This is a genomic window from Streptomyces sp. B8-7 (assembly GCF_058833805.1).
Genome location: NZ_JBYRRL010000004.1, coordinates 506,713 through 532,627 on the forward strand (window position 1 = coordinate 506,713; position 25,915 = coordinate 532,627).

Annotated in this window: 20 protein-coding genes; 7 read left to right on the top strand and 13 right to left on the bottom strand. The window is 73.9% G+C overall.

Annotation, left to right across the window (positions count from 1 at the left end; genetic code table 11):
• Positions 1 to 299: 299 nt before the first annotated feature.
• Positions 300 to 1,886, bottom strand: coding sequence for an IS1182 family transposase (locus AC5K6T_RS22185; RefSeq protein ID WP_493204868.1), 1,587 nt, complete (start codon positions 1,884 to 1,886; stop codon positions 300 to 302).
• Positions 1,887 to 2,567: 681 nt separating this feature from the next.
• Between AC5K6T_RS22185 and AC5K6T_RS22190 the strand changes: the two genes are divergently transcribed.
• Both AC5K6T_RS22190 and AC5K6T_RS22195 read left to right on the top strand, forming a co-directional pair.
• Positions 2,568 to 3,350: a hypothetical protein gene (locus AC5K6T_RS22190; RefSeq protein ID WP_493211548.1), complete on the top strand. Its 783-nt coding sequence runs from the start codon at positions 2,568 to 2,570 to the stop codon at positions 3,348 to 3,350.
• A 379-nt stretch (positions 3,351 to 3,729) separates the two neighbouring features.
• Complete coding sequence (locus tag AC5K6T_RS22195; protein WP_493212174.1) at positions 3,730 to 4,095, top strand: hypothetical protein; 366 nt, start codon at positions 3,730 to 3,732, stop codon at positions 4,093 to 4,095.
• 581 nt (positions 4,096 to 4,676) lie between these two features.
• Here AC5K6T_RS22195 and AC5K6T_RS22200 read toward each other — a convergent pair.
• The 3 genes from AC5K6T_RS22200 to AC5K6T_RS22210 all read right to left on the bottom strand — a co-directional run bounded on the left by AC5K6T_RS22200 (position 4,677) and on the right by AC5K6T_RS22210 (position 8,025).
• Entirely contained in the window at positions 4,677 to 5,261 is a 585-nt protein-coding gene (locus AC5K6T_RS22200; protein ID WP_493211549.1) for a TerD family protein, read from the bottom strand.
• Between the two features lie 353 nt (positions 5,262 to 5,614).
• The gene (locus AC5K6T_RS22205) at positions 5,615 to 6,907 is read right to left on the bottom strand and encodes a peptidase (RefSeq protein WP_493211551.1); all 1,293 of its coding nucleotides are present in this window, start codon (positions 6,905 to 6,907) and stop codon (positions 5,615 to 5,617) included.
• Positions 6,908 to 7,803: 896 nt separating this feature from the next.
• Positions 7,804 to 8,025, bottom strand: a complete 222-nt coding sequence (locus tag AC5K6T_RS22210) for a hypothetical protein (RefSeq protein WP_493211553.1) — start codon at positions 8,023 to 8,025, stop codon at positions 7,804 to 7,806.
• A gap of 295 nt (positions 8,026 to 8,320) precedes the next feature.
• Here AC5K6T_RS22210 and AC5K6T_RS22215 point away from each other — a divergent pair, with 295 nt between their 5' ends.
• The gene (locus AC5K6T_RS22215) at positions 8,321 to 10,669 is read left to right on the top strand and encodes an esterase-like activity of phytase family protein (protein WP_493211554.1); all 2,349 of its coding nucleotides are present in this window, start codon (positions 8,321 to 8,323) and stop codon (positions 10,667 to 10,669) included.
• A 159-nt stretch (positions 10,670 to 10,828) separates the two neighbouring features.
• Here the strand turns inward: AC5K6T_RS22215 and AC5K6T_RS22220 are convergent, their stop codons facing one another.
• The 3 genes from AC5K6T_RS22220 to AC5K6T_RS22230 form a co-directional block, all read right to left on the bottom strand.
• Complete coding sequence (locus tag AC5K6T_RS22220) at positions 10,829 to 12,883, bottom strand: TerD family protein (protein ID WP_493211556.1); 2,055 nt, start codon at positions 12,881 to 12,883, stop codon at positions 10,829 to 10,831.
• Between the two features lie 298 nt (positions 12,884 to 13,181).
• Entirely contained in the window at positions 13,182 to 13,541 is a 360-nt protein-coding gene (locus tag AC5K6T_RS22225; RefSeq protein ID WP_493211558.1) for a hypothetical protein, read from the bottom strand.
• Between the two features lie 98 nt (positions 13,542 to 13,639).
• On the bottom strand, positions 13,640 to 14,407 hold the full coding sequence (locus AC5K6T_RS22230) for an SDR family oxidoreductase (protein ID WP_493211560.1): 768 nt from the start codon (positions 14,405 to 14,407) through the stop codon (positions 13,640 to 13,642).
• A gap of 121 nt (positions 14,408 to 14,528) precedes the next feature.
• Between AC5K6T_RS22230 and AC5K6T_RS22235 the strand changes: the two genes are divergently transcribed.
• Positions 14,529 to 15,140: a TetR/AcrR family transcriptional regulator gene (locus AC5K6T_RS22235; RefSeq protein WP_493211561.1), complete on the top strand. Its 612-nt coding sequence runs from the start codon at positions 14,529 to 14,531 to the stop codon at positions 15,138 to 15,140.
• Between the two features lie 396 nt (positions 15,141 to 15,536).
• Here AC5K6T_RS22235 and AC5K6T_RS22240 read toward each other — a convergent pair whose 3' ends face one another.
• The 6 genes from AC5K6T_RS22240 to AC5K6T_RS22265 all read right to left on the bottom strand — a co-directional run bounded on the left by AC5K6T_RS22240 (position 15,537) and on the right by AC5K6T_RS22265 (position 21,072).
• Positions 15,537 to 16,049, bottom strand: coding sequence for a MarR family winged helix-turn-helix transcriptional regulator (locus AC5K6T_RS22240; RefSeq protein WP_493211562.1), 513 nt, complete (start codon positions 16,047 to 16,049; stop codon positions 15,537 to 15,539).
• A 164-nt stretch (positions 16,050 to 16,213) separates the two neighbouring features.
• Positions 16,214 to 17,122: an NADP-dependent oxidoreductase gene (locus tag AC5K6T_RS22245; RefSeq protein WP_493211563.1), complete on the bottom strand. Its 909-nt coding sequence runs from the start codon at positions 17,120 to 17,122 to the stop codon at positions 16,214 to 16,216.
• 71 nt (positions 17,123 to 17,193) lie between these two features.
• A complete protein-coding gene (locus AC5K6T_RS22250; protein ID WP_493211564.1) occupies positions 17,194 to 17,697 on the bottom strand; it encodes a cupin domain-containing protein in 504 nt (167 codons plus the stop codon).
• On the bottom strand, positions 17,694 to 18,539 hold the full coding sequence (locus AC5K6T_RS22255; protein WP_493211565.1) for a cupin domain-containing protein: 846 nt from the start codon (positions 18,537 to 18,539) through the stop codon (positions 17,694 to 17,696). The genes AC5K6T_RS22250 and AC5K6T_RS22255 overlap by 4 nt, the downstream gene beginning before the upstream one ends.
• A complete protein-coding gene (locus AC5K6T_RS22260) occupies positions 18,536 to 19,792 on the bottom strand; it encodes a sedoheptulose 7-phosphate cyclase (RefSeq protein ID WP_493211566.1) in 1,257 nt (418 codons plus the stop codon). The genes AC5K6T_RS22255 and AC5K6T_RS22260 overlap by 4 nt, the downstream gene beginning before the upstream one ends.
• Before the next feature lie 836 nt (positions 19,793 to 20,628).
• A complete protein-coding gene (locus tag AC5K6T_RS22265; RefSeq protein ID WP_493211567.1) occupies positions 20,629 to 21,072 on the bottom strand; it encodes a MarR family winged helix-turn-helix transcriptional regulator in 444 nt (147 codons plus the stop codon).
• 427 nt (positions 21,073 to 21,499) lie between these two features.
• Between AC5K6T_RS22265 and AC5K6T_RS22270 the strand changes: the two genes are divergently transcribed.
• The 3 genes from AC5K6T_RS22270 to AC5K6T_RS22280 all read left to right on the top strand — a co-directional run bounded on the left by AC5K6T_RS22270 (position 21,500) and on the right by AC5K6T_RS22280 (position 25,781).
• The gene (locus AC5K6T_RS22270) at positions 21,500 to 22,591 is read left to right on the top strand and encodes a VOC family protein (protein ID WP_493211568.1); all 1,092 of its coding nucleotides are present in this window, start codon (positions 21,500 to 21,502) and stop codon (positions 22,589 to 22,591) included.
• 430 nt (positions 22,592 to 23,021) lie between these two features.
• Entirely contained in the window at positions 23,022 to 23,825 is an 804-nt protein-coding gene (locus AC5K6T_RS22275; RefSeq protein WP_493211569.1) for a beta/alpha barrel domain-containing protein, read from the top strand.
• 171 nt (positions 23,826 to 23,996) lie between these two features.
• Positions 23,997 to 25,781 carry an FAD-binding oxidoreductase gene (locus AC5K6T_RS22280; protein ID WP_493211570.1) on the top strand — a complete coding sequence of 595 codons (1,785 nt, stop codon included), beginning with the start codon at positions 23,997 to 23,999 and terminating at the stop codon, positions 25,779 to 25,781.
• The last annotated feature ends 134 nt before the right edge of the window (positions 25,782 to 25,915 follow it).

Genomic DNA, 25,915 nt, shown 5'->3' on the forward strand with positions numbered 1-25,915 from the left:
ACCGAGGGCTGGCCGGAGTCGATGAGATCGTCATGCCTGTGGGCCGGCGCACCCTACTGGTCTTCAGTCACCCTGCCGCCGCCCTCGCACCTCCGGCTCACCCCGGAAGAGAGCCACGAAGCAGCGGAGGAGGTCAACAAGCGCACGCTGGCCCAGGCGTACTTCACGGCCTTCGCTCATCCTGATGACCGACATCTCCTCGCGGACCCTCTCCCCGAAGTCGGCCCGCTCTATCGCCTAGAAGGCTGCTGAAAATCTTGTTGGGGGCTGTCCGGCCTGAGGCCGGATGGCCCCTTTCCCTATGCGGTGGCGGGGGTGAGGTGCCAGGTAGTGCTGGTCCGGGTGAGTCCGAGGTTGATCAGTCGGCGGAGGTTGAGGGCGGCGGCGCGGTGGTGGAGCCAGATGTTGTTGGCGATCACGCCGCGGTGGGGGACTCTGCGGTTGCCTTTGCCGACGAGCCAGGCGATGGCGCGTTCGACGGGGGGCCGCCATCGGCGGTATTCGTCCTGCCAGGCGGGGTCGGTGGCGGCCTGGTGGCGGGCGGCGGCCAGCAGTTCGTGCTGGGGGTGGACGTTCACGGTGCGTCCGGTCTTGGAGGTGGTGCAGCGTTCCCGCAGGGGGCAGTCGGCGCAGAGGCGTTTGAACTGGGCGGTGCGGGCGCCGTCTGCTTTGACCTGCCCGAGGTTGGCGGTGTGTCCGGCCGGGCAGGTCGCGGTGCCGGCGGCCAGGTCGAGGCGGAAGTCGTCGATGGTGAAGCCGCCGGGGACGGCCGTCCGGATCGGCGGCGGTTTGATCACCAGGGTGTGGCCCTGGCCTTGAAGGCGCTCGCGCAGTTCGCCGGTGCCGTAGGCGGAATCGCCGAGCACGGTTAACTCCGTGCCCTCTTCTTCGTCGGCCAGCAGGTCGGCGGCGATGGCGGCCTCGTGGTTGCCGGGCCCGTAGCCGCCGGTCAGGGCGACGGCGGTGAACAGTGCGGTCTCCGGCTCGAAGGAGACATGTCCTTTGAAGCCGTCCTGGTGGCGGGTGCGGTTCTTGTGGATGTGCCGGGCGTCGGGGTCGACGGTGGACACCGTCCGGTCGGGTGCTGTGCGCTTGGCGATGCGCCAGCGGCCGTCGCGGCCGTCGGAGTCCTTGGCGGGTTCCACGTCCTGTCCGGCGACCAGGGCCAGCAGGCCGACGGCGTCCGCCGCCTTCTCGCCCAGGTTCTGCTCGGGCAGGTGTCCGAGCAGGTTGAGGGCGTCGGTGACCAGCGCGTCGACCAGCGCGGCGCGGGCCGTCTCGTCGTCCCAGGCGATCCTCGGTTTGCCCGGGTTGGTGTAGTCGTGGGCCGTGCACCACCGGCCGGCCGTCTCCTGGCCGCCGGGAACCTCTCGGATCACCCGCCGGATCGCGGAAATGATCTGGGTGACGGTGTCCTGGGTGGCCACCGCGTCATCGAGGACGGTGGAGTCCAGCGCCCGCCGCTGCTTGCCCTTGAGCACCCCGGTCGCGGCCACGACCTCCTTGACCTTGGTGAAGATCCGCGTCGGATCGGCCGAGTTGCGCAGGCGGCGCCGGAAGTACGTCAACAACGACGGATCGAACGCGGTGTCGTGCAGGCCGAGCCCGCAAGCGGCCTTCCACCGCAGGTCACACCGCAATTCCTGAACGACCTCGAAGTCCGACAGCCCGTGCAGGCTCTGCAGCACCACGGTCGCGGCCAGGACCTGTGGCGGCAGACTCGGACGGCCGTTGGACGAGGGATACATGTCCGCGAACATCTCCGCCGGGAACAGCACCTCGCGGTGCTCGGCCAGGAACGCGAACACACTCCCCGCCGGGATCAGCTCCCGGCACGTCTCCCACACATCCGGCCCGACCGGCTCCCCGGCCCATTCCCCCTGCATGCCTACAAGACTGGCCCCGACTCCACGGAGCCGGGGCCAGAACACCAGATTTTCAGCAGCCTTCTAGGTGTATTGCCCCGAGCAAGCCCGTATCGCGGGAGTCGCTCCGAGCCATCTCCGCCCCGAGTTGTTCGGCCGCCACTGAGCCCTCCTCCATGTGCTTCCGCAACGGCGGCCTCCCGGCGAACGCTCGCTTTCAGAGCTCGGCCGCTCGTCAGCCGCCAAGAGGGGCCCTCTGCACCTCAACCCGACGGCGGGCCCATAGCGCGCCCATAAGACCGGTAGACCACGGTCAATATCGGTGCGATCCAGCCCTCCCGGACCCCACACCAGAGCACGTATGCCCAGGCCAGAGGCTATCCGGCTCCGCAAGCGCCGTCGCTTCCCAAGCTGAGAGCGCGAGTTCGGTTCTCGTCACCCGCGGAGTTGGTCCGGCTGCGGCGGAAGGTCCGCGTGCAGGAGGCCACGAGGCGCGGACCGGTCCGGCCGGGGCGGTGGGGCGGTTGCGGACCGGGGCGTGGCCGGGGCGGTGGGGGAGGCGAAGACCCGCGGGTGGGGGCGGCCTGGTCGGGTGCCCTTGGCGCCGCGGAGGGCGGCGTGGCCGGGTGACGTCCCGTCGGCCTTCCTCTGACGTCCGCCGGCCAGGGAACCGCCTGCGGGGGCGGACTCTAGGCTCGGTGCGTGGACCACGTCACCCTCGCCTGCGCCGTGCTGCCGTTCACCGCGTTGCTGTACGCGCTGCGCGGCCTGCGCCACCGGCGTGACCGGGCAGTGGCCGGGCGCCGTGCCGCCGTACTCGACGCGGACCCGTACCGTGCGGCAGCGGACCGCCGGTGGGCCGAGGACGACACACAGGCCGCCGCTGCCCGTCTGCTGCTCGACGGGCTCGCCACCGTCGACCACCGCGGCAGTCTGAGCCTCACCGCATCCGGCGCGGACCCCGCGCGCAGCGCAGGGCACCCGCTGCCCGACGCCCTGCTCACCGCGCTGCGCCGCCGCGGCGTGCCCGCCACCCTCGGCAGAATCGAGTTCCGTGACACGGCCTTCCGTGCGGCCAGGGAGGAGTTCCACACGGCCTGGCGATCCGAGCTGCCCCGATCCGGGCAGGGCAGCGGCTGTTTCACCGCTGCCTGGGCGTTGCTGCTCGTCGGGGAGACGGCGTTCACCGTCGCCGCGCTGCTCGACACCGCACCTCGTGGCCCGCTCCAGTGGGCGGCGGCCGCCGCCACCGGACTCGCCCTGCTCACACAGCTCGCCTGGATCGACCGGTACGGCCGCCGGGCCCGTCCGGCGGCCGGGAGCGAGCCCCTTGCCGAGGAGGCGCCCCGGACGGACCCGCACCCGGCCCTCGCCGAACTGGCCTCGCGGGACCCGCTGAGCCGGGACCGGCTGCGGGCGGGCAGGCGCCGGAACCGCGGGCGACGCCCACGCAACCGCAGAACCCCTCCAGTACCGGGCGCCTGAGATGTGCCCTGAGATGTGCTGTCCCCCGGTCTGCGCAGGCGCTCGTACGCAGACGCTCGTACGCGGACCCGCGTACACGGCCGTGACGCCGCTCGACGTCTGATCTCCGCACGCGGCGGCTCCTGACGCGTCGCCCGGTCAGCGGCGCCGACGGCCCGGCCCGAAGGCCCGTTCGCTCCGCGTGCCCGTGGGTGCGGAAGGGCTCGGCCGACAACGGTGCCGTCGGACCGGCCCGTTCGGTCCGGAGAGTCGGTCCGGAGAGTCGGTCCGGAGAACGGCGTCTGCGCTCGTCAGAGGTGTCGCTCCCGTTCAGGGGGCCGTCGCTTCCCGGAGGGAGCCAACTATGCTGGCGTTCAGCGGGACCGGGGAGGGGGAGCTGGTGGACTGGTTCTGGTGGGTTCTCATCGTCTTCTGGACGGGCGGCTTCGCGTGGGTGGCCGACAACGTCCGCACCGCACTGCGCAATCGGCATGAGCGCAAACTGCAGTTGCTGGAGGCGGGAAAGCAGGAACGTCTGGCCGTGGAGGCGGCGAACAAGCCGCCGGAGCCGGTCTGCGGGTGCACGCACCACCTCGCCAAGCACGACAAGCAGGGCCGGTGCCACGAGCGTGTCGAGATACCGACGGCCTGGGACGAGAACAAGAAGCCCCTGCGCTACGAGGCCGGGCAGTGCAACTGCCAGCAGTACGTGGGACCGCAGCCGCTGTCGCAGGTGTTCGCGGAGGATCTGACGGACCGGCTCTGACCAGGACGGTGCGACCGGATCGCACGGCGTGGGTCCGGTGCCGTGCGGCGGGGCGGGTGTTCGGGGCTGCCCGGCCACCGGCTCCGGCGTCCGCCGGCTGCCGTGGCCGGTCGTGGCGGGCGGGCCAGGCCGCATCAGCGACCCGGAGGGCGTCGTCCCGCCGGGGGTGGCCTCCGATGCCGGCCCGGCCGGCCCGCCTCACTCGTCCTGGGCGTCCTGGGCGTCCTCGGCGGGACCGGCCTCGCCCGGCCGGCCGGCGCGGTTCCGTACGGCGCCGCGCAGGCCGGCGCCCCGCGCCCGGGGACATCGGCTGAGCCGTCCGGGCCGCACGACCAGCGCGCCGAGGGCAGCCGGCAGGGGTGCCGGGCCGGTGCGAGCACCGGCCCGCGCGGGGCTTCGTCAGCAGGGCGGTCGGCTGTCGCAGCCCCCGCGCCGACGCGGGGGTGTCCGTCGCGCGGGTCGCCGGCACCGCCCCCTCTCCGCCGTCGACGGCTCCCCGCCCTCGACCCCTTCGGTGGGCGCCCGCCCCGCCGGACCGCCCGGCGGAGCCCACCCTCGTGCCCCGGGGCCCGGTGACGTGGTTACTTGCTGACGGCGAAGCGCATCAGGGCGTGCTCGTCCCCCTGCTTGACCTTCCCCGTCGTGTTGATCACTTCGAGCTTCCAACTCCCGCCGACCCGTACCGCCTTGGCCACGGCGCAGCCGTTGTCCTGGGTGAGCAGGCTCGGCCAGATGTCGGCGACCTGCTGCGAGCTGCCCCCGGTCGCGTCGTAGACCTTGAAGCTGATGTTGCGGGCCTTCTGGAAGGAACTGCCCTTCTTGTACGCGGCGGCCACGAACACGATCGACGTGATGTGGGGCGGGATCCGGGCGAACTCGACGGTCACCGTCTCGTCGTCACCGTCCCCGTGCCCGGTCTGGTTGTCGCCGCTGTGGACGAGTGAGCCGTTGCCCATCGGGTCCAGCGAGTCGAGGCCCGCGAGGCGCACCGGGTCCCCGCCCTGCATGGCGATGGCGATCAGGTCGAGGTCGGTACCGGTCTTGCGGCGCAGCTTGCCCAGCACTCCGCCGCTGCTGCCGGCGGTGGGATCCCAGGAGACTCCGATGGACAGGTGGGTCACACCGTCCAGGTCCGCCGGGCCGTCTTCCTTGGTGAGCGTGATCATGTGTGACGCATCCTTGCCTCAAAGGGACTACAACACGCAGAGTGTGCCCGGCGCCTGCGCGGTTCCATGCGACGGGTCCGGTCCGTCGAGCACGCCTGAACCCGCGAGCCACCCGGCACGCACACCCGCGACGTGGCCGGCCGCACGCGGAGCCGGCCGGACGTGCGGCACCGGCCCTCGCGCATAAACCGGCCCTCGCACACCAGCGGCATCCCTCCTGACCGGTCGGGCCACATGCGGCAAGGCCCGGCGTGCGGGCACCTGTTCCGCGCGCCGCGACAGCACACGTACCGGCCGTGGACCAGCGTCCCGTCAGGCGGGGGGTCGCACGGGGCCGTGTCCCACCGTGCCGGTCAGGCGCCGGCGCCCGCCCTGCGGCGACGGGCGGCAGCCATCGCGCCGGCGCCCAGCACGAGTGCCGCGCCGCCCGCCAGGGCGACCGCCGGCAGAGCACCGTTCGAACCGGTCGCGGCGAGCGAGCCACTGCCGGTGCCGGTGCCGCCGGATCCGTTCACCGGGGTGGTGGACGCGCCGCCCTGCGCGGTGGTGCCGGCGGGCCTGCCCTCGGCGTTCCCGGCCTTGCCCGCGTCGCCGGCGCCGCTGCTCCCGGCCTGGATCCGGAACTCGAACCGGTTGAGGTCCGGGTGACCGCCGCACGACTCGTCCGCGTTGACGTAGTCGGCCGCGACGAGGACGGCGCCCTGCCCGGCCGGGACGTCCGCGTCGGCCTTCAGCCGCAGCCTGACGTCGGCCGAGGCCTTCGCCGCGAGGGAGCCGACGGAGTATCCGTCCAGCAGGTCGATGTCGCGCCAGGCCGGGTTCGCGGCGGTGGACCACTCGACATCGAGGTGGGAGTCGAGTTCCTTGAGGCCCTGTGCGTCGAAGGCGTGGACGGCCGCGTACGGGTACACCTGGTCCATCGTCTCGCCGGTGCCGTTGGTGACGCGGAGCGTGAAGTACGCCGTGGTTCCGCCGGCGACCCTGTCGGGCAGCCCGCTGACGGCGGCGGTGAGCCCGGGCTCGGGAACGCACGCGCCGCCCGGTTCCCGGCCCTCCTCGGCCCGGGCGTCGGCGAGGGCCTCCTTCGCGGCGTCCAGCTTCTTCCCGGCCTCGTCCCGCTCCTTCCGCAGGCGGCCGATCTTCCGGACCTGGGCGACGCGGGCGTCGTCGTGTGCGGTCACCGCCTCGGCGGCCTTCGTGTCGGCGGCCTCCTTGGCCTCCGCGGCCTCCTCGGCGGCCTTCCCGGCCTCGTCCAGCGCCGTCCGCGCGGCTGCCCTGTCCTCGTCGGTGGTGGCGGCGTCCAGCTCGGCCTGGGCGTCCACGACGGCCCGGTCGGCCTCGGCCTTGGCCTCGGCGGCGGCGTCGGCCGCCTTCCTGGCCTCGACGGCCGCGGCCTTGGTCGGGTAGGTGTCCGCCTCCAGGACCTCGTCGAGGAACCTGACGGCGTCGTTCCACGCGATGACGGCGGCGTCGTACTCGCTCTGCGCGAGGTCGACAGCCCGCTCGAGTTCCTCGGTCGTCGGCTTCGCCGTCTGGTTCCGTCCGGCCGGCTTCTCGTCGGCGAGAGCGGGCGCGGCCGAGAGGAGGACGACCGGGGCGGTCACGGAGGCGGCGACGGCGACGGCGAGAACACGGCGAATCTTCACGAGGGACCCCTGGTCGGGAGGCGAGAACGTGCGACGGACAGGGCGCGCCCGCGGAGTGCTCACGCAGTGCGGCGCCCCGGCGATCGTATGACCTTTCCGATCAAGGACACGGGTGGTTTTCCGTGCCTGTGCCCGAAACGCCGCCCGTCCCGTACGCGCAAACGGCACCTACGGGACAGTTGCCCGTGCAGGCCGCGCTTTTTCTGTGAGTCATGTCATCGCACGCGTCCGGGACGCGGTCCGGCCCCGGTCGGCACGCACGCCGGGCGTGGCTCCGGAGGAGGTGCACCTCCGCGCGGGTCCGCCTCCCGTACGGAGAGCGAGGGCGGGTCGGCGTCGATGCGGTCGGCGTCGATGCCCTCGGCGTCGGAGCCCTCGGCGTCGGAGCCCTCAGCGTCGGAGCCCTCAGCGTCGGAGCCCTCAGCGTCGGAGCCCTCGGCATGGGAGCCGATGCCGTCGAGCGCAAGCGCCTTCCGGCGTCACGGCACGGCAGCACGGCGCAAACGGCGGCAGCACGGCAGCGCAGCACAGGGGAACACGGCAGCACGGCGCAGCACGGCGCAGCACGGCAGCAGGGGAGACGGCCCGCGGCCGGTTGCCGGGGCCGCTGTCGCTCAGGGGGAGCTAGCGCCGCCTCGGGCCGCGCCCCGCGTGGGACGCGCGTGGGCCCGGAGCGGGCTCCGGCGCGTCCTCCGACGGCCAGGTCTCGTCCTCGCCGAAGTCGGGGGCCCGGAACGGGTCGGTCGACGGAGGCGGTGATGCTGCCGTGGAGCAGCGGGGTTGCCCCTGCGGGGCGGAGAACAGCGACGTCAGGTCGATGGGAGGGCTCTCTTTCGTTGCGGGTCCCAGAGGGGCCCGGGTGTGCCGTGACCGGGCACAGCGGTCCTACAGCGGTCCTACAGCTTTGTCATCTTGGCGTAAGGGCTCAAGATCCGCTTCTGTGCGGGGCCGAAGTCCACCAGCGCCGCCACCCCGTCCTCGATGCCGATCACTCGGCCGAGACCGTACATGTCGTGGCTGACCTGGTCGCCCACGGCGAAGTGCTTGGGAACCGGTGCGACCGGGGCCTTGAAGGGGCTGGTGGGCAGATGACGCTTCGATGCAGCAGGCTTTGTCATGGCTCAGTATGCGCCTCGGGGGAGCCCGTTCGCTGTGGTCGTCGGCACAAACACCGGCGGGGACACCTACTCCATGCCGCTGACCTGGTGTTTTCAACATCCGGTGAGGCAGAACGGGACCGTGGGCGCCCTGCAGGTCGCCGCAGCGGCGGGCCTTCGGCGGGCCGGACGCCGTGGCCGGCGGGCGGTTGCCGGTGGTGCCGGGATCTTCGCCCGGTGTTCACGCGGGTGCCCGGTCGGCCTCGTCCGCGGGTGGGACGATCCGGCGTCGCAGTGGACCGTACCGGAGGAACGCATGTCCCCCAGAAGCAACAGACTCCACGCAGCGCTGACGGCCCTCGCCGTGGCGGCCGGGACCCTGGCGGCCACAACCCTGGCGGGCGCGGGTGTGGCGAACGCGGGCCAGAAGCACCCCGTCCACCACCGGCCGCAGCGGGCGACGGTCTTCGAGCGCGCCGCCACCTACCCGGTCTTCCGGAACCGTCCCGCCGGCGAGGACCCGGCCACCGAGACCGTCGCGGAGATCTCGGCGGTCAGCGAGGACGGCCGCACCCTCGTCCACACCGACGCGGCGGGACGCCGGATCGGCTTCCTCGACATCCGCGACCCCGAGCGCCCGCGCGGCCTGGGCACCCTGTCGCTGGCGCGGCTCGGCGACGCCGAGGACGAACCGACCTCGGTGTCCGTGGTCGGCGAGTACGTGCTGGTCGTGGTCAACACCAGCAGGAGCTACACCGAGCCCTCCGGCCGCCTCGACGTCGTCTCGCTGCGCGACCGCGAGCGGGTGGCCACCTTCGACCTCGGCGGCCAGCCCGACTCCATCGCGGTCAGCGAGGACAAGCGGTACGCCGCCATCGCCATCGAGAACGAGCGCGACGAGGACGCCACCCCGCCCGGCGGCGAGGAGGGCGACCTGCCCCAGGCGCCGGCCGGGTTCGTGCAGATCGTCGACCTCAAGGGCGGTGACTCGCCCGCCCGTTGGCGGACGCGCGCGGTCGCTCTGACGCAGGCGGACGGGTCGCCGCTGCCCGCCCTGGCCGCCGCCGGGATCGCCGCCCCGGCCGACCCCGAGCCGGAGTACGTTTCGGTCAACGGCCGCAACCAGCTGGCCGTGACGCTCCAGGAGAACAACGGCGTCGTCCTCGTCGACCTGCCGACCGGCCGCGTCACCAAGGCGTTCAGCGCCGGTACGGCCACGGTCGACGGCATCGACACGGCCGAGGACGGCCGGATCGACCTGACCGGCTCGATCACCGACGTGCCGCGCGAGCCGGACGCGCTGGGCTGGATCGACGACCGCTATCTCGCCACCGCCAACGAGGGCGACTGGCACGGCGGTACGCGCGGCTGGTCCGTCTTCGACAGCCGCACCGGCCGGGTCGTCTGGGACGCGGGCAACACCTTCGAGCGGCTCGCCGTACGGTACGGCCTGCACAACGACGAGCGCACCGAGAACAAGGGCACCGAGCCGGAGGGCCTGGCGATCGCCGAGTACGGGGGCGTCCGCTACGCGTTCGTCGGCTCCGAGCGCAGCAACTTCGTCGCCGTCTACGACATCAGCCGGCCCACCCGCCCCGTGTTCCGCCAGGTGCTGCCGACCACCAACGGCCCCGAGGGGCTGCTGCCGATCCCGTCGCGCGGCCTGCTCGCGGTGTCCAGCGAGGTGGACGACGCCAAGGCCGGCGTCCGCGCCTCGGTGGGCCTGTTCCGCCTCGGCCGGGGCACTCCCGGCTTCCCCGGCATCGTCTCCGCCGCCGGCGCCGGCGGCGCGCCCATCGGCTGGGGTGCGCTCAGCGCGCTGTCCGCCGCCCCGGGCCGGCCGCACCAGCTGTACACGGTCACCGACGCCGCGTACTCCCCCACCCGGATCCTGACCGTCGACACGGCGCGCCGGCCCGCGGTGATCCGCCGGGAGCTGACCGTCAGGGACACCGAGGGCCGGCCGGCCGGCTACGACGCCGAGGGGCTCTTCGCCCGCCCGCAGGGCGGCTTCTGGCTGGCCGTGGAGGGCAGGACCGGTGCGGGCAACCAGCTGGTCCGGCTCGACCGCCGCGGCGTGACCCGCCAGGTCGTCCCCCTTCCGGCGGACGTCGCCGCGGGCCTCGGCGGCCAGGGCTTCGAGGGCGTCACCGCCACCACCGACCGCCGCGGCCGCGAGATCGTCTGGGCCGCGCTGCAGCGGGAGGTCGGCACCGACCCGGCCGGTGTCGTGCGGCTCGGCCGGTACGACGTCCGGGCCGGCACCTGGAGCTGGTACGGCTACCGCATCGGCTCCACCACCACGCCCGGCGACTGGATCGGCCTGTCGGAGATCACCGTGGTCGGGGACAGGCTGGCGGTCGTCGAACGCGACAAGCTCAACGGCCCGGCCGCCGCGGTCAAGCGGATCTACACGGTCGAGCTGCCGCAGTCGGCGGCCCCGTCGGACGCCCTGCCCGTGCTGCCCAAGAGGCTCGCCCTCGACGTGCTGCCCGCGCTGCGCGCCACGCACGGCTGGACCCAGGAGAAGCTCGAAGGCCTGACCGTGGGCGGTGACGGACACGTCTACGTCGTCACCGACAACGACGCCCTCGACGACGCCACCGGCGAGACGGTCTTCCTGGACCTCGGCCCCAGCCGCCGCGTCTTCGGCCGCCGCGGCTGACCGGACGCCGCGGCACCGGGCGCCCCGCCGGAGGAGCCGCGGTGTCCGGAGGAGCCGGGGTACGACGTCGCCCGGACGCGGCGCCGTCGTCACCGGCCGCGCGGTGACCCGCGCCCTCTCGGGGCGCTGCCGAACCACCGTGCGCTTCGCGCGACCTGCTCAGGCCGGACCGGGCACCCCGGCAGGAGCCTTGGCCGCCGCCCGCCGCGGTGCCGGAGGGTCGAGGTGCACGACGACGGTGGAGTAGAAGCGGTGCACGGCGTCGTCCACGCTGCGGATGAAGCCGGACTCGGCGTTCCCGCGCCGGCTTCCCATGCTCTTGAACAGGGACAGCCGAAAGCCGGTGATCCGGCTGTCACCCTTCGGGAGCATGTCGGCCGGCTCCGGGCGGAGCCGCTCCAGTGTGCCCCGCGGCCCTCCGGCCTCCCCGTCGACCAGGGTTTCGACATGCAGGTCCGCCGGGGCCTCGGACAGCCGCCGGATGAGGCGTTTGGCCCAGGTCAGCGGGTATCCCTGTTCAGGTGCGGGGATCTCGACGGAGGTGCGGAGCCTGGCAGTGCGCAGATCTGCGCCGATGGACAGGATGCCGGGCGCGCCTTCGATGCGGAGTTCGGCCTGGAGCCTGCCGTCGCGGCAGAGCTGGTCGGCCAGGCGGTTGCGGCGGGCCGACGGATCCGTCCCGCGCCCGGCGCGCTGGACGGGCAGTACCTTCTGCCCGAGTTCGCCGCCGAGGCTGAGGCAGATCTGGCGGACGAGCCGCTCCCAGCTCTCGACCACGTCCAGGGCCCGCGGGTCGCCCTGGCAGAGGGTCTCGTCGTCGATCCCGTTGCGTACGGGAACCCAGGACGGTCCCATGTTCTGGAAGCCGTGGCAGCCGGAGTTCTCGTGCAGCAGGTAGTGCAGCAGTTCCTGGAGCAGCCAGGCGTGCGCCTTGTCTCCGACGCCTTCGTGCCGGATCAGCAGCTGCGCCTGGTGGGCGACTTCGGCCCAGGACAGGTGCCGCAGGGCCACCTTGTGCTTGCGCCGCCCGTCGGTCTTGACGTCGACGAGCGGGCTGCCGTCCAGAGCGACGTCGTTCGACAGGGTGATCACCGCCTCGTATCCACGGCGTGCGGCGATGTCCATGTACGCCTGCACCTGCTCGGACCTGAGGGGGTTGCCGTTGGTCTTCGTCTCCACCAGGGCCGTCCACAGCTTGCCGGCCCGTTCCACCCGGATCACCCCGTCGGGGCGCCGCGGGCTGTCCCCGTGCGGCAACGAGACCTCGGTGAACGCCTCCATGCGCCCCGCGGGCGCTCCGAACGGCGCCGTGAGCCGACGGCCGAGCTCCGGGACCTGAGCCATCACCGACAGCAGTACGGACGTGGCACGCGTCTCGCGGTCCCGGTCGCTCTTGAGGACCGAGACCGGGAACAGCCTGGCCTGCTTCCAGGACTCGTTGTCCGCCAGCGACTTCCTGCCGGCCCTGGACACGGTTACCTTCTTCTTCGCGGTACGCGGACGTGATGCCCGCTGCGGTACGTTCTCGTCCTCGGGTGGGCGAGGAGTCGGTACCAGGCCTGGCGAAGCCCCGTGCTGTTGCCCGGCAGCCGGTCCTGAAGCAGCCGTGCCGGCCTGCTCCTTGCCGCCGGTGCTCTCCGGAGGCTCTTCCTCCGCCTCCGCGCGCGCGTCGTCGTCGATGTCGACACCGAAGTCGCTCGCCAGACCGGCCAGGCCGCTGTCGTAGCCCTGTCCGACGGCACGGAACTTCCACGCGTCCGCACGCCGGTACAGCTCGCCGAAGATGATCGCGCTCACGGTTCCGGCGTCGTCGATGGCGAACCTCGCGAGCTTCTCCCCGCTCGCGTCGGCCAGTGTCACCTTCAGGTCGTCGAGTTCCCCGAAGCGTGCCCCCTCGTAGCGGCTGCCCGCCACGACGATCCGGTCGACCCCGGCCGGCATCGCGGTCAGGTCGAATCCGATACGGTCCTCGTCGCCGCTCTCCGTCGGGGTCTTCCCCAGCAGTTGGACGCTCCCGTCGGCGGCAACCGGATGGTTGTAGAAGTAGAAGTCCTCGTCGCCGCGCACCTTGCCCTGTGCGTCCAGCAGCAGGACGGACACGTCGGCGTCGCCGTCGCCGGCCGGGCTGGTCCAGCTCAGACTGACGATCACCGAGTCGACGTTGTCGCTCAGGGCCGCCAGCACCACGTTCGAGCCCTTGGCCAACTCACGCATGAAGCCCCCAGATAGTGCGATTCAGGCACTTGGCCGCCCCGATCCGGGCCGGCCATCCCGCACCGCCGTGTGACGTACGGCACAACGGATGACTGTAGTGCCCCATGCGCGGGGCTGAGACGGGTACGGGAACACGCCGTCCTCTGCTGCCTGCCGCCGCCCCGCCGCGGAACGCGCGCACGGCGCTTCTCCGCTGGGACGGCGTGCCGGGACACAGCGATCCCGCACGGGGCAGGGCCCAGGCCGGGGGAACCTGGGCCCTGCGGGGAGGGTGGTGATGGGGGGGAGCGCCTGTGCGTCAGGCGTGGAGGAGGACGTCGAGCTCGGCGGGGAGGGTCAGGGTGTCGCCCTGGGGGGAGGCGTCGGAGAGCTCGAAGGCCCAGCGGTGGGAGGGCGCGTAGCCGAACGTGCGGTCGCACAGGTCCGGCCAGTTGAGGTCGGCGCTGGCCGCCGAGTCCCAGATCAGGGCGAGGCCCTGGAGGTCCGCCGCCGGGTCGGTGATCCACTGGCCGGACTGCAGGCCGGGGACGTCGGCGGTGAACGAGGCCCGGTCCTCCCGGCGGGCGCAGGGCGTCGCGGGCGGGGCGGGGCGGGCGGGGCCGGCGCTGACTGCGGTGCCGTTGCGGTGCTGCTCCCACCAGGCGATGACGACGTGCATGGGGTCTCCCAGCTGCAGAGTGTCGGTTGTGCGTGCTGCCGCGGTGTCCCCGTTGACACCCGTGCTCGGCTCCGGGCCCGCCCGGCGGGCCCCACCGGTCAGAGCTGTGAGCCTCCGGTGGCGTCGACGACCTGCCCGGTCACCCAGCGGGCGTCGTCGGAGGCGAGGAAGGCCACCACGTCGGCCACGTCCTCGGGGCGGCCCACCCGGCCGAGGGCGGACAGTTCGGCCGCGGACTTCTCGGCGGCCTCGTTGCCGCGCAGCCAGGAGGCGTTGATGTCGGTGTCGATGATGCCGGGGGCGACCGAGTTCACCGTGATGCCGCGGCCGCCGAGCGCCTTGGCGAGGGTGAGCGTGAAGGCGTCGACGGCCCCCTTGGTCATGGCGTACGCGATGATGTCGGTCAGCGCGATCCGGGTCGCCCCGGAGGAGACGTTGACGATCCGCCCGCCGTCCCGCAGCCGCTTCAGCCCCTGCTGGGCGAGGAAGAACGGCGCCCGCATGTTGACCGCGACGGCCTCGTCGAACGCCTCGGCCGTCGTCTCGTCGATCTCGCCGCGCGGGGTGACGCCGGCGTTGTTCACCAGGATGTCGAGTCCGGCGCTCGCGGCGTGCTCCAGCACCTGCCGGTCGTAGCTCTCCCAGAGGGTCTCCACATCACCCTGGACGCCCAGCTCGGCGTGGACCGTGAACGCGGTGCCGCCCTTGGCGCGGATGCCCTCGACGACCTCCTCGGCGGCGGCGGCGTTCCGCCCGTAGTGCACGGCCACCGTGGCGCCGTCGCCTGCGAGCCGCTCGGCGATCGCCCGGCCGATCCCGCGGCTGCCTCCCGTCACCAGCGCCGTCCTGCCCGTGAGCGTGCCCATGGTCTCCCCTTCGGATCGTGTTCTGCAGCGAATGCGCGGAGTGCTTCCGCGAAGACTTCTGTAGCGATGACTACGGTAAAAGCCTACACGACTTCCGTAGCGATCGCTGTAAAATTCGGCCATGACTACGACGAAGCGCGGCCGGCCGCGAGGCTTCGACCGTGAGACGGCACTCGTGCAGGCCACCCTGCTGTTCTGGCAGCACGGCTACGAGGGCACGTCCATCTCCGACCTGACCTCCGCCATGGGGATCTCGCCGCCGAGCCTGTACGCGGCCTTCGGCGACAAGCGCACGCTCTTCATCGAGGTCGTCGACCGCTACGGCGGCACGTTCGGCGCCTTCATGGACAGGGCGCTCAACGAGGAGAGCGACCCGCGCGCGGGCTTCGCGCGGATGCTCGACGAGGCCGCCTCGGCCTACACCGACCCCGGACATCCCGCGGGATGCCTGGTCATCACGGCCGCGACCAACTACTCCACGCAGACCGCCGACATCGAGAAGGACCTCCGCGACCGCCGCAGGGCGAACGTACGGTCCTTCGAGGCCCGGCTGGAGGACGCCCGGGCCCGGGGGGCGCTCCCCCGGGAAACCGACACTCGTGCACTGGCGGTCTATTTCGCGGCGGTCGTCCAGGGCATGTCGCAGCAGGCCCGGGACGGAGCCAGCACGGAGGAGCTGCGCCGGGTGGCTGAATTCGCCATGACGATCTGGCCGCCTTCGAGCGATTCTTGAGCTCCAGGGCCGGAATCAGACACTCCAGCCTTGACTTCACCGGATTCGGAGTTGCTTGCTCCGGATTGCTTGCAAACCGGAGCAGCTGATTCAGCAACGATAGAGACCGGAGTCGCTGTTTCGGGGTGAGCCTGCCGCGGAGTCGCCGGTGCCGTCGCGCATGCGGGCGCGCGGGGCACCCCCTCCGTGCGCGGACGCGCGGGGCGCCGCCTCCGTACGGGGACACGCGGGCCCGCGCTCCGTACGCGCTCGCGCCGGCCGGGCCGGGCCTGGAGCGCGCGGTGCGGCGCGGCTGCGCCGGAGCCCGGCGGCCGGCCGGCTCACCGGGCTCTCAGGGCTCAGGGCTCAGGGCTCAGGGCGCAGGGCTCAGGGCTCAGGGCGCAGGGCTCAGGGTTCTCAGGGGGTGGGCGGTTCCTCGCCCGCGCGGCACAGGCGGGCCGCCACGTGCGCGTACCGCTCGTCGAATCTCAGCGCCGTGAAGGCGTGGTCGAGTTCGCGGTCGAGGGTCTCGCTGGCGCGCCTCCACAGGTCGAGGCCGGCCTCCGTGATGGCGACCCGGCTGGCCCGCCGGTCGCACGGCCAGGCCACTCGGTCCGTCCAGCCGGACCGTTCCAGGTGCGCGAGCATACGGCTGGCCGCCGAGACGCTCAGGCCCAGGCGCCGGGCGACGCCGCTGACGGTGGCGGACCCCGGCTGCTCGTCCACCAGCACCCCGAGCGCCATCAGCTGGCCCAGTCCGATGGCGTGTCGGTGCGTCAGCGTCCGGTCCAGCTGGCCTTCCAGCAGGGAGTACATGGGAACTACGCGCTCCCAGAGCCGGGAGATGTTCTCCTCCTCGGCATCACGGGCGTCAGGGGCGTCAGGGGTGTCAGGGGTGTCACGGTCTTCGTTCGTGTGCGGCTCTGCCACGTAGGTGCGGTCCGTCCTCGGGGTGGGGGGGAGTGGGGGGAGTGGGGGTGTCAGAGGGTGCGGGGTGCGGGGGTGCGGGGGTGGGTGCGGGGGTGCGGACCGCCGGCCGTCGGTCCGGGGGCGTCCCCGGTCCGGCGGCCGGCGCCCGGTCACGGCCGGGCCGGTCAGGGCAGGAGGAGGAGCTTGCCCCGTACGCCGCCTGCCGCCAGGAGCCGGTGGGCCTCGGCCGCGTCCTCGAACCCGAGCCGTTTCGCGGTGCGCAGCCGCAGCTCCCTGGTGTCCACCAGGGCGGCCAGCTCGGCCAGGCGGGGGCCGTCCTGCTCCACGTAGGAGACGGCCACGTCGATGCCGCGCTCGGCGGCCGGCACGCGGGTCGGCACGATGGAGACCGCGCGCCCGCCGTCCCGCACCGCGCCGATCGCGCCGGTCAGGCCGGCCGTCTCCAGCAGGCCGTCGACGGCCGCCGCCGGAAGGCCGGCCTCGTCCACCACCTGGTCGGCGCCCAGCATGCGGGCCTCGTCCTCGTCCCGGGCGGACCGCACCTGCGCCACCACCGTCCAGCCGCGCAGCCGGGCGAGCTGCACGGCGAACCCGCCGGCCGCCCCCACCGCGCCGGTGACCAGCAGCGTGGCCCCGGCGGGCAGGGCGAGGGCGTCGAGCGCCTGTGCCGCGGCGAGCCCGGCCAGCGGGAGGCCCGCGGCCGCGGCCGGCTCCACCGATTCCGGTGCCGGGGCGACGATGTCCGCGGGCAGGGCGACGGTCTCGGCGTAGGTGCCGCGCCCGGTCGCCATCTGCGCCGACATCGCCACGACCTGGTCGCCGGGCCGGAAGCGGGTGACCCGCTCGCCCACCGCGGTGACGGTGCCCGCCACGTCCCAGCCGAGGACCATCGGCGGGCGGAGAGGGCTGTGTGCGGCGTGCAGACCGGCGCGGGTCTGCAGGTCCACCGGGTTGACCGCGGCGGCGGCCGTACGGATGAGGACGCCGTCCGGGTCCGGGCCGGCCGGTTCGGCGACCTCGGAGACCGACAGCCCCTCCGGGCCGCCGAACGACGTCAGGACTACAGCACGCATGGGCTTGTTCGCTTTCGTGGCCGGGGGCGGTGCGGCGCCGCGGGACCGCCGCGCCGCACCGCCCTTCGGGATCAGACCAGTTCGGGGACGCGGGCCGGCAGCCGGCCGGTGACGGAGGCGGTGAGCGTCCGGACGGTCAGCAGCCTGACCGGGGCCCGGTGCGCCACCAGGCGGGCCCGGACGCCGTGCGGGAGGAGGGCCAGCTGGCCGGCCCGTACGGTGTGCCGCGCGGACTCCGTGGTGAGCCGCAGCTCGCCGTCGAGGACGAGCACCGCCTCCTCCACCCCGTGCTGCGGGGTGGAGGTCAGCACGGCGCGGTGCGGAAGCCGCCAGTGCTCCACCGCCTCGCACTCGCTGTGCAGCATGCCCCGGCGCACCAGGCACGTCCACGCGGCCACCGCGCCACCGCCACCGCCACCACGGTCGCCGCTCGTGCCCTCGCCCGCGCCCGTGGGGACGGACGTACCCGTGGCGATGTCCGCGTCCGCGCCCGTGGGGGTGTCCGTGGGGGTGTCCGTGGGGGTGTCCGTGGGGACGACGGTGCGGACCGCTTCCCCGGTCGTCGAGACGATCACGATGCCTCCGTCGCGGGCCGCGGGACGGCCAGGGTGACGATCAGCAGCCGCAGCGGGGTGACCGCCTCGACGCCGGTGGAGGTCGCCGCGCCGAGGGTGAGGCAGGTGTCGGGTGCCAGGTCCGCCGTGCTGCCGTCGGCGGTGGCCCGGCCGGTCCCCTCGTGCACGAAGACGGCGAGTTCCGCGTCGGGGGAGCCCAGCCGGGTCCGCTGGCCGGCGTCGAGTTCGACGACCTCCACCTGCCGCAGCGGGCCGGTGAAGACCCCTCCGGTGGAGACGGTGCGCTCCTTGAACAGGTCGTGGATGACTGCTTCGCCCATGGGCGGTACTCCCGGGTGGATGTGGCCGGCTCCGGACAGGACGGCGTCGGTGCCGGGTGCGAGGGTCTCGATGACCCACCAGTCGAGGTCGTGGTCCCCGGTGTTGCGCAGCCCGTGCACGTTGCCGGGGGCCGTCAGGGCGAGCGTTCCGGGGCGGACCGGGTGCGGTGCGCCGTTGAAGAGGAACTCGCCCTGCCCGCGCAGCACGAGGTAGATCTCCTCGGTGCGGGTGTGGCGGTGCTCCCCGCTGAGTCCGCCCGGGGGGACGGACGCCCACTCGACGGCCTCGGTGGGCGAGTCGAGCCGGCGGCGCCCGGCGAAGCACTTCCAGCGGGTGCGGCCGGCCGCGCCGTGCACACCGTGCACGGTCGCGGCGCCCGCCACGGTCCCCAGCGAACGCCAGGGGGTCACGTCCGGGGACGCCTCCGTTCCGTGCGGCACGGTACGGCCGCCGGAGGCGGGGCCGGACGGCGGGCCGGCGGACGGGGCCGGGCCGGGGCGGGCGTCGGCTGCGGTGGTCACCGGGAGACTCCGGACCCCAGGGCCGCCAGGGACTCGGCCGCGGCGGCGAGTTCGGCCTCGGTCACGTCGTTGACGAACAGCGCGCTGCCGATGCCGACCGGGAGCGGCAGCCGCTGTTTGCCGTCACGGTGCCGCACGGTGTCGCGCAGGGCGTCGCCGAGCACCTCCGGCGTGCACAGCGGGTGCCAGGCCGGCAGGCCCAGCCGCGCCATCACGCCGAGGATGCGGTCCCGCTGGTAGGCACTGACCAGGCCGCGGCGCTCGGCCATGACGGTGGTGAGCGCCATGTCGACGGCCACCGCCTCACCGTGCAGCAGCGCGGGCAGCGCGTGCATCTCGATGGTCGGGCTGAAGGTGTGGCCGTAGTCGACGACGCGTTCCAGGACCTTTTCCCAGAGGTTGGGCTGGAGTTCCTCCAGCATGCCCTGGATGGCCCGTTCGACGACCTCGGTCGCCGGGTCGAGGTGCAGCCCGCGGGCCGCGAGGCGCTGGTCCACGGGTACGTCCGCGGGGGTGGGGCCGACGGCGGCCGGGCTCTGGAGTCTGTCGCGCAGCAGGTCGGCGCCGTGCTGCTCCAGCAGGTCGAACAGCCGCGCGTCCTTGATCAGGGCGATCTTGAGGATCTCGGCCAGGCCGTTGCTGATGTGCCGTGCGTCGAGCGTGGCCAGGAAGGAGCGGTCCAGCAGGGTGCGGTCCGCGGGGAAGTAGGTGCCGAGCCGGTTCTTGTGGCCGTTGTGGTTGACCCCGGTCTTGGCGCCGACGCCCGCGTCCACCAGGCCGATCAGCGTGGTGGGGATGCGGATGAACGGGGTGGAGCGGCGGTACAGGCTGGCCGCGAAGCCGACGATGTCCATCAGCACGCCGCCGCCGACGGCGATGACGGGCTCGCGCCGGCGGTCGACGCCGAACGCGTCGAGGGCCTCGGTGACCTGCAGCACCGCATCCACGGACTTGTGCGTCTCGCCGTCGTCCAGCACCAGCACGCGGTGCTCGACGCCGTGGTGGTCGAAGTAGGCGCGGATGCGCTCGCCGTAGAGCGAGTCGACCACGCGGTCGGTGACGATGAAGCGGCGCTGGCCGCCGTTGCCCGAGGCGTCCTCCAGGATGGTGGAGTTCTCGGGGTCGAGAAGGTTCTCGCAGGCCCGTATCTCGTACTGGACCGGGTTGCTGGTCTGTACGGACCAGTGGGTGACCGGGCTGCCCACCGCGAAGAGACCGTCGTTGTTCCGCGCGGTCTGGGTTCCTTGCTGCATCAGGCTTCCGCCTCCGACGAAGAGTCTCGGTTCGGGTTCGTTGCGAATCCGGTCGGGGCAGTGCTCTCGGGTCTCCGCGCCGCGAAGCCTCCTGGGCCGCCTGCGCGGGACGTGGCCACGGCGTCGTGGCCTGCCCCCCGTCGCCGATATCGACACTGACACAGATTTCATTGCGTACGCAAGAACATAGCTGGTCGGGCGACGGCAGCGGCGGCCGGAAAGCGGCTGCACTGCGGTACGAAACCGCCCGCCACCTGGGATTCCCCCCGCCCGCCACGTTCCGGGATGGCCAAAAGTGCTCGACTGATGCATGCCCCCGCAAGAAGCGGGACGGCTTCGCGGCCTTTCGGCACCGGCCGGCCGGAATGCCCGGACGCCGCACGGAGCGCCCTGCCACCGGGACGGCGAAGCCCCCGCCGGCGGACGACGGGGGCTTCGGCGGGGGTGTGCCGGCGCGGCGGCCGGCGCGGGCGTGCGCCGGCGCGGCGGCCGGTGCGGCCGGTGCGCGGCGGACCGTGCGCTGCGGGCCGGTGCAGGGCGGGGGCGGTGCGCTGCGGGCCGGTGCGGCTCGGCGCGACACGGGGGGCGCGCGACACGGGCGGCGCGCGGCACGGGCGGCGCGCGGCACGGGCGGCGCGCGGCACGGGCGGCGCGCGGCACGGGCGGCGCGCGGCACGGGCGGCGCGCGGCACGGGCGGCGCGCGGCACGGGCGGCGCGACGCGGGCGGCGCGACGCGGGCCGGCCCGGACCGGCTGAGAGCGGCTGAGAGCGGCTGCTCGGGCCGGTTCGGCGGTGCACCCGCTCGGACCGAGGGCCGGTCCGGGCGGGGCACGGGTCAGCGGTCGAGCTTCGGGGCGTACCGCAGCCGGGCGACGACGGAGCTGGTCCTGCTGTCCATGGACGCGACCTCCAGCGCCATGCCGACCTCGCGCCGGAAGAGGCCGCCTATCTCCGCGGCCAGGTCGCGGCCGGCGTCGGTGATGCGCACCACCACGCCCCTGCGGTCGGTCGCGTGGGCCCCCTTCCCGGCCAGGCCGCGCGACTCCAGACGCTGCACGGCACGGGTGGCGGACGACTGGTTGAGGCCCAGGAGCTGGGCGAGTTCGTTCATGCGGATGCCCGACGGGTCGCCGTTGGCGAGCGCCCTCAGGGCGAGAAAGTCCGTGAGGCCCAGCTCGTAGTCCTCCGAGAGCCTGCGGTCCAGCGCGGTCCCGACCTCCGCGACGAGTACCGACAGCTGACTCCACAGCTCGACGCTGTCTTCCTTGCGCGCTCGCATGATGTCGACTTCTCCAGAGTGCCCGAGGGTTCCACCGCCCGCCGTGGGGCCTTCGGACCGCGGTGAGGGGGGAGGCGGGGCTCAGTCCCACGACGACCGGGACGGCCAGAACAAACCCAGGGTACGAGCCCCCGCCAGCCGAGGAAACCCTCCAACGACACACCTTTTCCATGCCTACACATAGAGATCCACAACTCCTTGACTCGACTAAGGCTCGACCGCCTCTCACAAATCGGCGAAACCACAGCTCAAAGGCGCTTTCAAGGGGGAGGGGAGAGGGTGACCACCAAAGTAGTTCCTTGCGCACGCAACGACATTGTCATACTGTCGCTCTCGGTCGGCCCCCGGTCGCGAGGCGGGGCCGACGTCCGAGCATCCGTGCGCCGCGTACCGACCCGGAACCGGCGTGCCGTTTCGAGGGGGAACCATGCTCAACGCCGTCACGGCGTCGTCCTCGCCGGTGCTCGCCGGCCTGCCCACCGCCCGAGCGGTGGACCACTACGCCTTCACGGTGCCGTGCCTCGACGAGGCCGTCGCCTATGTCACCGATGTCCTGGGGGGCGAACTCTGCTACCGGGAGGGGCCCGTCGAGGACCCCTCCGGGGACTGGATGACCCGGAAACTCGGTGTCCACCCGCGGGCCCGCGCCGAGGTCGCACTGGTCCGGCTCGGCCCCCGCACCAACCTGGAGCTCTTCGAGTACACGGCCCCCGGCCAGCTCCTCTCCCCGCCCGGCCCGAACGACGTCGGCGGCCACCACCTCGCCCTGGCGGTGGCCGACCCCGACGCGGCCGAGGAGCACCTGCGCCGTGCGGGCACCGTCCGCCTGGGGCCGTCGGCCGCCCCCGGCGGCGCCCCCGCCGGCCCTCCCGGCAGGTCCCGCCGCTGGTTCCTCACCCCCTGGGGCATGCTGCTGTCGGTGCGCGGACCGGGCCGGCCGGACGGGCGGCGCTTCGTCCCCGCGCCCGGCCCGCGCACCACCGCCGTGCGGAACTCCCTGGGCCTGCTGGGCGTGGAGCACGTCAGTTACACCGTCGCCGACCTCGACGCCGCCGTCGCCTTCTTCACCGGCGTACTCGGCGCGGAGACGGTGGAGAGCACCGAGGGGCCCGGCACCGCGACGGACGGGCACTGGCCGCCCGGCGCCGAGCAGTCGCGGCGGACACTGCTGCGCACCGGACCGACCGCCAACTGCGAACTCATCCAGAGCGGAACCGGCGCCCTGCGCTCCCGGCCGCCGCGCAACAGCGACGTCGGCGGCCACCACCTGGCCTTCTTCGTCGATGACGTGGACGCGGCCGCCGCGTACCTGCGCGAGCAGCCGGGCGTGGTCCTGATGGGCGAGCCGGAGACGATCACCCAGGGCCCGATCGCCGGCGACCGGTGGCTCTACTTCAGCACCCCCATCGGCATCCAGATGGAGATCATCAACATGCCGGACGGATCACTGCCGTACGAACGCCGGACCACGGCCCGCCGCGCCGCACCGGGCGACCTGCGCTGGCACGACCGCCCCTGACCACCGGGCCCGCGTCCGCGCCCGCCCCACGGCCTCCCACCCCGCACCCGGTCTCCCGTCCACGACACGACCCGCCTTCACCACCCTTCACCGCCGCACCCGCGCCGGGGCGCCGGCGGCAGGCCGCACCCGGTCGCGCAGCGCAGCGCCGCCCCAGGGCCCGCCGCACGCGGTACGCCGCACCCGCGCCCCGTACACCGGCACGTCGGATCCCGGCACATCGCACAACGGCACGTCCGGCCCCGGCGCGTCGCGCAACGGCACATCGCACAACGGCACATCGCACGACAGCCCGTCCGGCCACGTCGCACCACGCGGAGCGGCCGCGCACCGGCCGCGCCGTGCCGCGCACCCGGCGCGTCCCGGCCCGCACGCCACCACGCCGTACTCCGTACGCGTACGCCGTACCCGACCCTTCAGGGAACTCCTCATGAACACGCTCGCCCCGTCACCGACCCGTCCGGCCGGGCCGCTGCGCAGAGCGGCGGCGGCCCGCGTGGCGGTCTGGCTGGACCGCCGGCGGTCCGCCCCGGAGTCCGGCGCCCCGGCGCCCGGCACCGGCACCGGCACCGGCACCACGCTCGGCCCCGCGTCCGACCCCGCCGTCGGCTTCCGTCCCGGCCTCGGCGGACGGGCCGGCCCGGTCCAGGACCAGCTGCCGCCACCCGCACCCGGGGCACGCTCCACCGGACGGCTCTCCGCCAACGGCACCCGCCTCGCCGGCCCCGTCCACGGCCCGGCCGGCTACCGGCGGCTGATGCGGAGGCTGCTGTCCGAGGCGGCCACCGCCTCCCCCGAGGCGCGGCCCGTCGCCATCGAGTACTGCGTCCCGGCCGTGGACGCCCTCGTCGACGCCCGCCTCGACCTGATCGGCGGCTGGGAGGCGAAGGCGATGCGGTCCCGCGCCGGGATCGCCGGAGCCCACCTGCTGTACGACCTGCTGCGCCGCGACCTCGCCTCCCCCGACTGGGCCGAGGCCCTCGGCCGCGGCGCACCGGCCCCGTACCTGCTCTGGTCGACCCAGCCCGGCGCCGGTCCGGACCGGGGGGCGGAGCTCGCCGAGCGGCTGCTGCTCCCCGGGACGGCCGTGGCGCTGTCACCGCGCGCCCTGACGGCGTTCGCCCGGCACGGCGTCGTCACCGGGCCGACCGCCCCCGACCTCGCGGAGGCCCACCGCGTCGTCCGCGTCCTCGACTGGTTCGGCCTCCGCCTGGACACCCTCGACGCTCCCTGAGCACTGCGACCGGGAGGGTTCACCGGCTCGCGGCCGGCCTTCCCGGTCACCGCAGCGGTCGGCACCGCACGGCCGAGCCGGCCCGCCCGCTCCCCGCCCGCTCCCCGCCCGCCGGTGTCCTCCCGTTCTCCCGTCGGCTTCTCACTCCCCTCACTCCAAGGACTCTCACCCATGCCTTCCCCTGTCTCCCTTTCCTCGGACCCCTCGGACCCCTCGGACGCCTCGGGCCCCTCGGATCCCTCGGACGCGGACTCCTCCGCCGCACCGACGGCCGGCGCCGCGGCCCGGCGCCCCGCGGCGCGCCCCGGAGCCCGTACCCGGGTGCACCGCCGGACGTTCCTGTCCGGCACCGCCGCGGCGGGCGGCGCCCTCGCGGTGACCGCGGCCGGGCTGGGCCCCGCCGCCGCGGCGGGGACGGACCCCGGCGGCCCGACCACGGACGCCGGGCCCGCCGCGGGCGAGCCGCCGGTCACGGTGCGGCCCGCCGACCGGCGCTACGCCGATCTGCGGCGCGGCACCAACCAGCGCTGGACCGGCAGCCCCGAGCGGATCGTCCTGGCCACCTCCACCGCCGACGTCGTACGGGCCGTGCAGCACGCGGTCGACTCCGGCCGGCGGCTGGCGGTGCGCAGCGGCGGCCACTGCTACGAGGACTTCACCACCAGCGACGACATCGCGGTCGTCCTGGACCTGTCCCGGATGGACGACATCGCCTACGACGAGCGCCGCCGGGCCTTCTCCGTCCAGCCCGGCGCCGCCCTCGGCCGGGTCTACGACCGGCTCTACAAGGGGTGGGGGGTCTACCTCCCGGCCGGCAACTGCCCCACGGTCGCCGCCGGCGGCCACATCCAGGGCGGCGGCTACGGCTCCATGAGCCGGCGCGACGGCCTCGCGGTGGACCACCTGTACGGCATCGAGATCGTGGTCGTCGGGTCGGACGGCCGCGCCCGCGTGGTCACCGCCACCCGCGACAGCCGCGGCCCGCACCGGGAGCTGTGGTGGGCACACACCGGAGGCGGCGGCGGCAACTTCGGCGTGGTCACCCGCTACTGGCTGCGCTCCCCCGACGCCCGCGGCGACGACCCCGCCGACCAGCTGCCCACGCCGCCGCGCGAGGTGTGGCTGAGCGAGGTCGCCTGGCCGTGGGAGGAGCTGACCGAGGCCCGCTTCACCCGGCTGATGCAGAACCACGGCGACTGGCACACCCGCAACAGCGCACCCGACTCCCCCTACACGGCGCTGTTCAGCCAGCTCAAGCCGTTCCACAAGTCGGGCGGCGCGGTGGTGCTGGACTCGCTGGTCGACGCCGGTGCGCCCGGTGCCGAGCAGCTGCTGCGCAGCTACACGGCCGAGGTCGGGGCCGGCGTCGGGGTCCGGCCGCAGGTCCGCCAGTACCGGCGGATGCCGTGGCTGCACGCCACCCAGTGGCCGGGGTTCACCGGCCCGGACCCCACGATCCGCTTCAAGGGCAAGTCGGTGTACGCGCGCCGCACGTACACCGACGCCCAGATCGCCGCCGCCCACCGGCACCTGACCCGCGACGACTTCCACAACCCCGGCGCGCTGCTGATGATCGCCTCGTACGGCGGTGCGGTGAACCGCGTCGCGCCGGACGCGACCGCGGTGCCGCAGCGGGACTCGGTGCTGAAGTACCAGGTCGTCTCCCTGTGGGAGGACGCGGCGGACGACGCGGCCAACATCGCCTGGGTGCGGGAGTGCTACCGCGACATGTTCGCCGCGACCGGCGGTGTGCCGGTGCCGAACGACACCACCGACGGCTGCTTCGTCAACTACGCCGACGTCGACCTCGGGGACCCGCACTGGAACAGCTCCGGCGTCCCCTGGCACGACCTGTACTACAAGGGCGGCTACCGGCGGCTGCAGAAGGTGAAGGCCCGCTGGGACCCCACCGGCTTCTTCCGGCACGCCCAGTCGGTACGCCCCGCCCGACCGTGACACCCGCCGGGCGCCCGCCCGTTCCCGCCCCCTTCCGGCAGCCGCCGCCCGGCGTCTGCCCGCCCCGTCCCGCCGGGCATCCCCGGATGTCTGCCGCCGCTCCCGCCGGGCAGGCCGCCGCGCGTGCCGCGCGA

Excerpts from the sequence above, each read along its gene's own strand:
- AC5K6T_RS22185 (WP_493204868.1), bottom strand. The coding sequence starts at position 1,886 with ATGCAGGGGGAATGGGCCGGGGAGCCGGTCGGGCCGGATGTGTGGGAG.
- AC5K6T_RS22200 (WP_493211549.1), bottom strand. The coding sequence starts at position 5,261 with ATGATCACGCTCACCAAGGAAGACGGCCCGGCGGACCTGGACGGTGTG.
- AC5K6T_RS22210 (WP_493211553.1), bottom strand. The coding sequence starts at position 8,025 with ATGACAAAGCCTGCTGCATCGAAGCGTCATCTGCCCACCAGCCCCTTC.
- AC5K6T_RS22215 (WP_493211554.1), top strand. The coding sequence starts at position 8,321 with ATGTCCCCCAGAAGCAACAGACTCCACGCAGCGCTGACGGCCCTCGCC.
- AC5K6T_RS22220 (WP_493211556.1), bottom strand. The coding sequence starts at position 12,883 with ATGCGTGAGTTGGCCAAGGGCTCGAACGTGGTGCTGGCGGCCCTGAGC.
- AC5K6T_RS22225 (WP_493211558.1), bottom strand. The coding sequence starts at position 13,541 with ATGCACGTCGTCATCGCCTGGTGGGAGCAGCACCGCAACGGCACCGCA.
- AC5K6T_RS22230 (WP_493211560.1), bottom strand. The coding sequence starts at position 14,407 with ATGGGCACGCTCACGGGCAGGACGGCGCTGGTGACGGGAGGCAGCCGC.
- AC5K6T_RS22235 (WP_493211561.1), top strand. The coding sequence starts at position 14,529 with ATGACTACGACGAAGCGCGGCCGGCCGCGAGGCTTCGACCGTGAGACG.
- AC5K6T_RS22245 (WP_493211563.1), bottom strand. The coding sequence starts at position 17,122 with ATGCGTGCTGTAGTCCTGACGTCGTTCGGCGGCCCGGAGGGGCTGTCG.
- AC5K6T_RS22260 (WP_493211566.1), bottom strand. The coding sequence starts at position 19,792 with ATGCAGCAAGGAACCCAGACCGCGCGGAACAACGACGGTCTCTTCGCG.
- AC5K6T_RS22265 (WP_493211567.1), bottom strand. The coding sequence starts at position 21,072 with ATGCGAGCGCGCAAGGAAGACAGCGTCGAGCTGTGGAGTCAGCTGTCG.
- AC5K6T_RS22270 (WP_493211568.1), top strand. The coding sequence starts at position 21,500 with ATGCTCAACGCCGTCACGGCGTCGTCCTCGCCGGTGCTCGCCGGCCTG.
- AC5K6T_RS22275 (WP_493211569.1), top strand. The coding sequence starts at position 23,022 with ATGAACACGCTCGCCCCGTCACCGACCCGTCCGGCCGGGCCGCTGCGC.
- AC5K6T_RS22280 (WP_493211570.1), top strand. The coding sequence starts at position 23,997 with ATGCCTTCCCCTGTCTCCCTTTCCTCGGACCCCTCGGACCCCTCGGAC.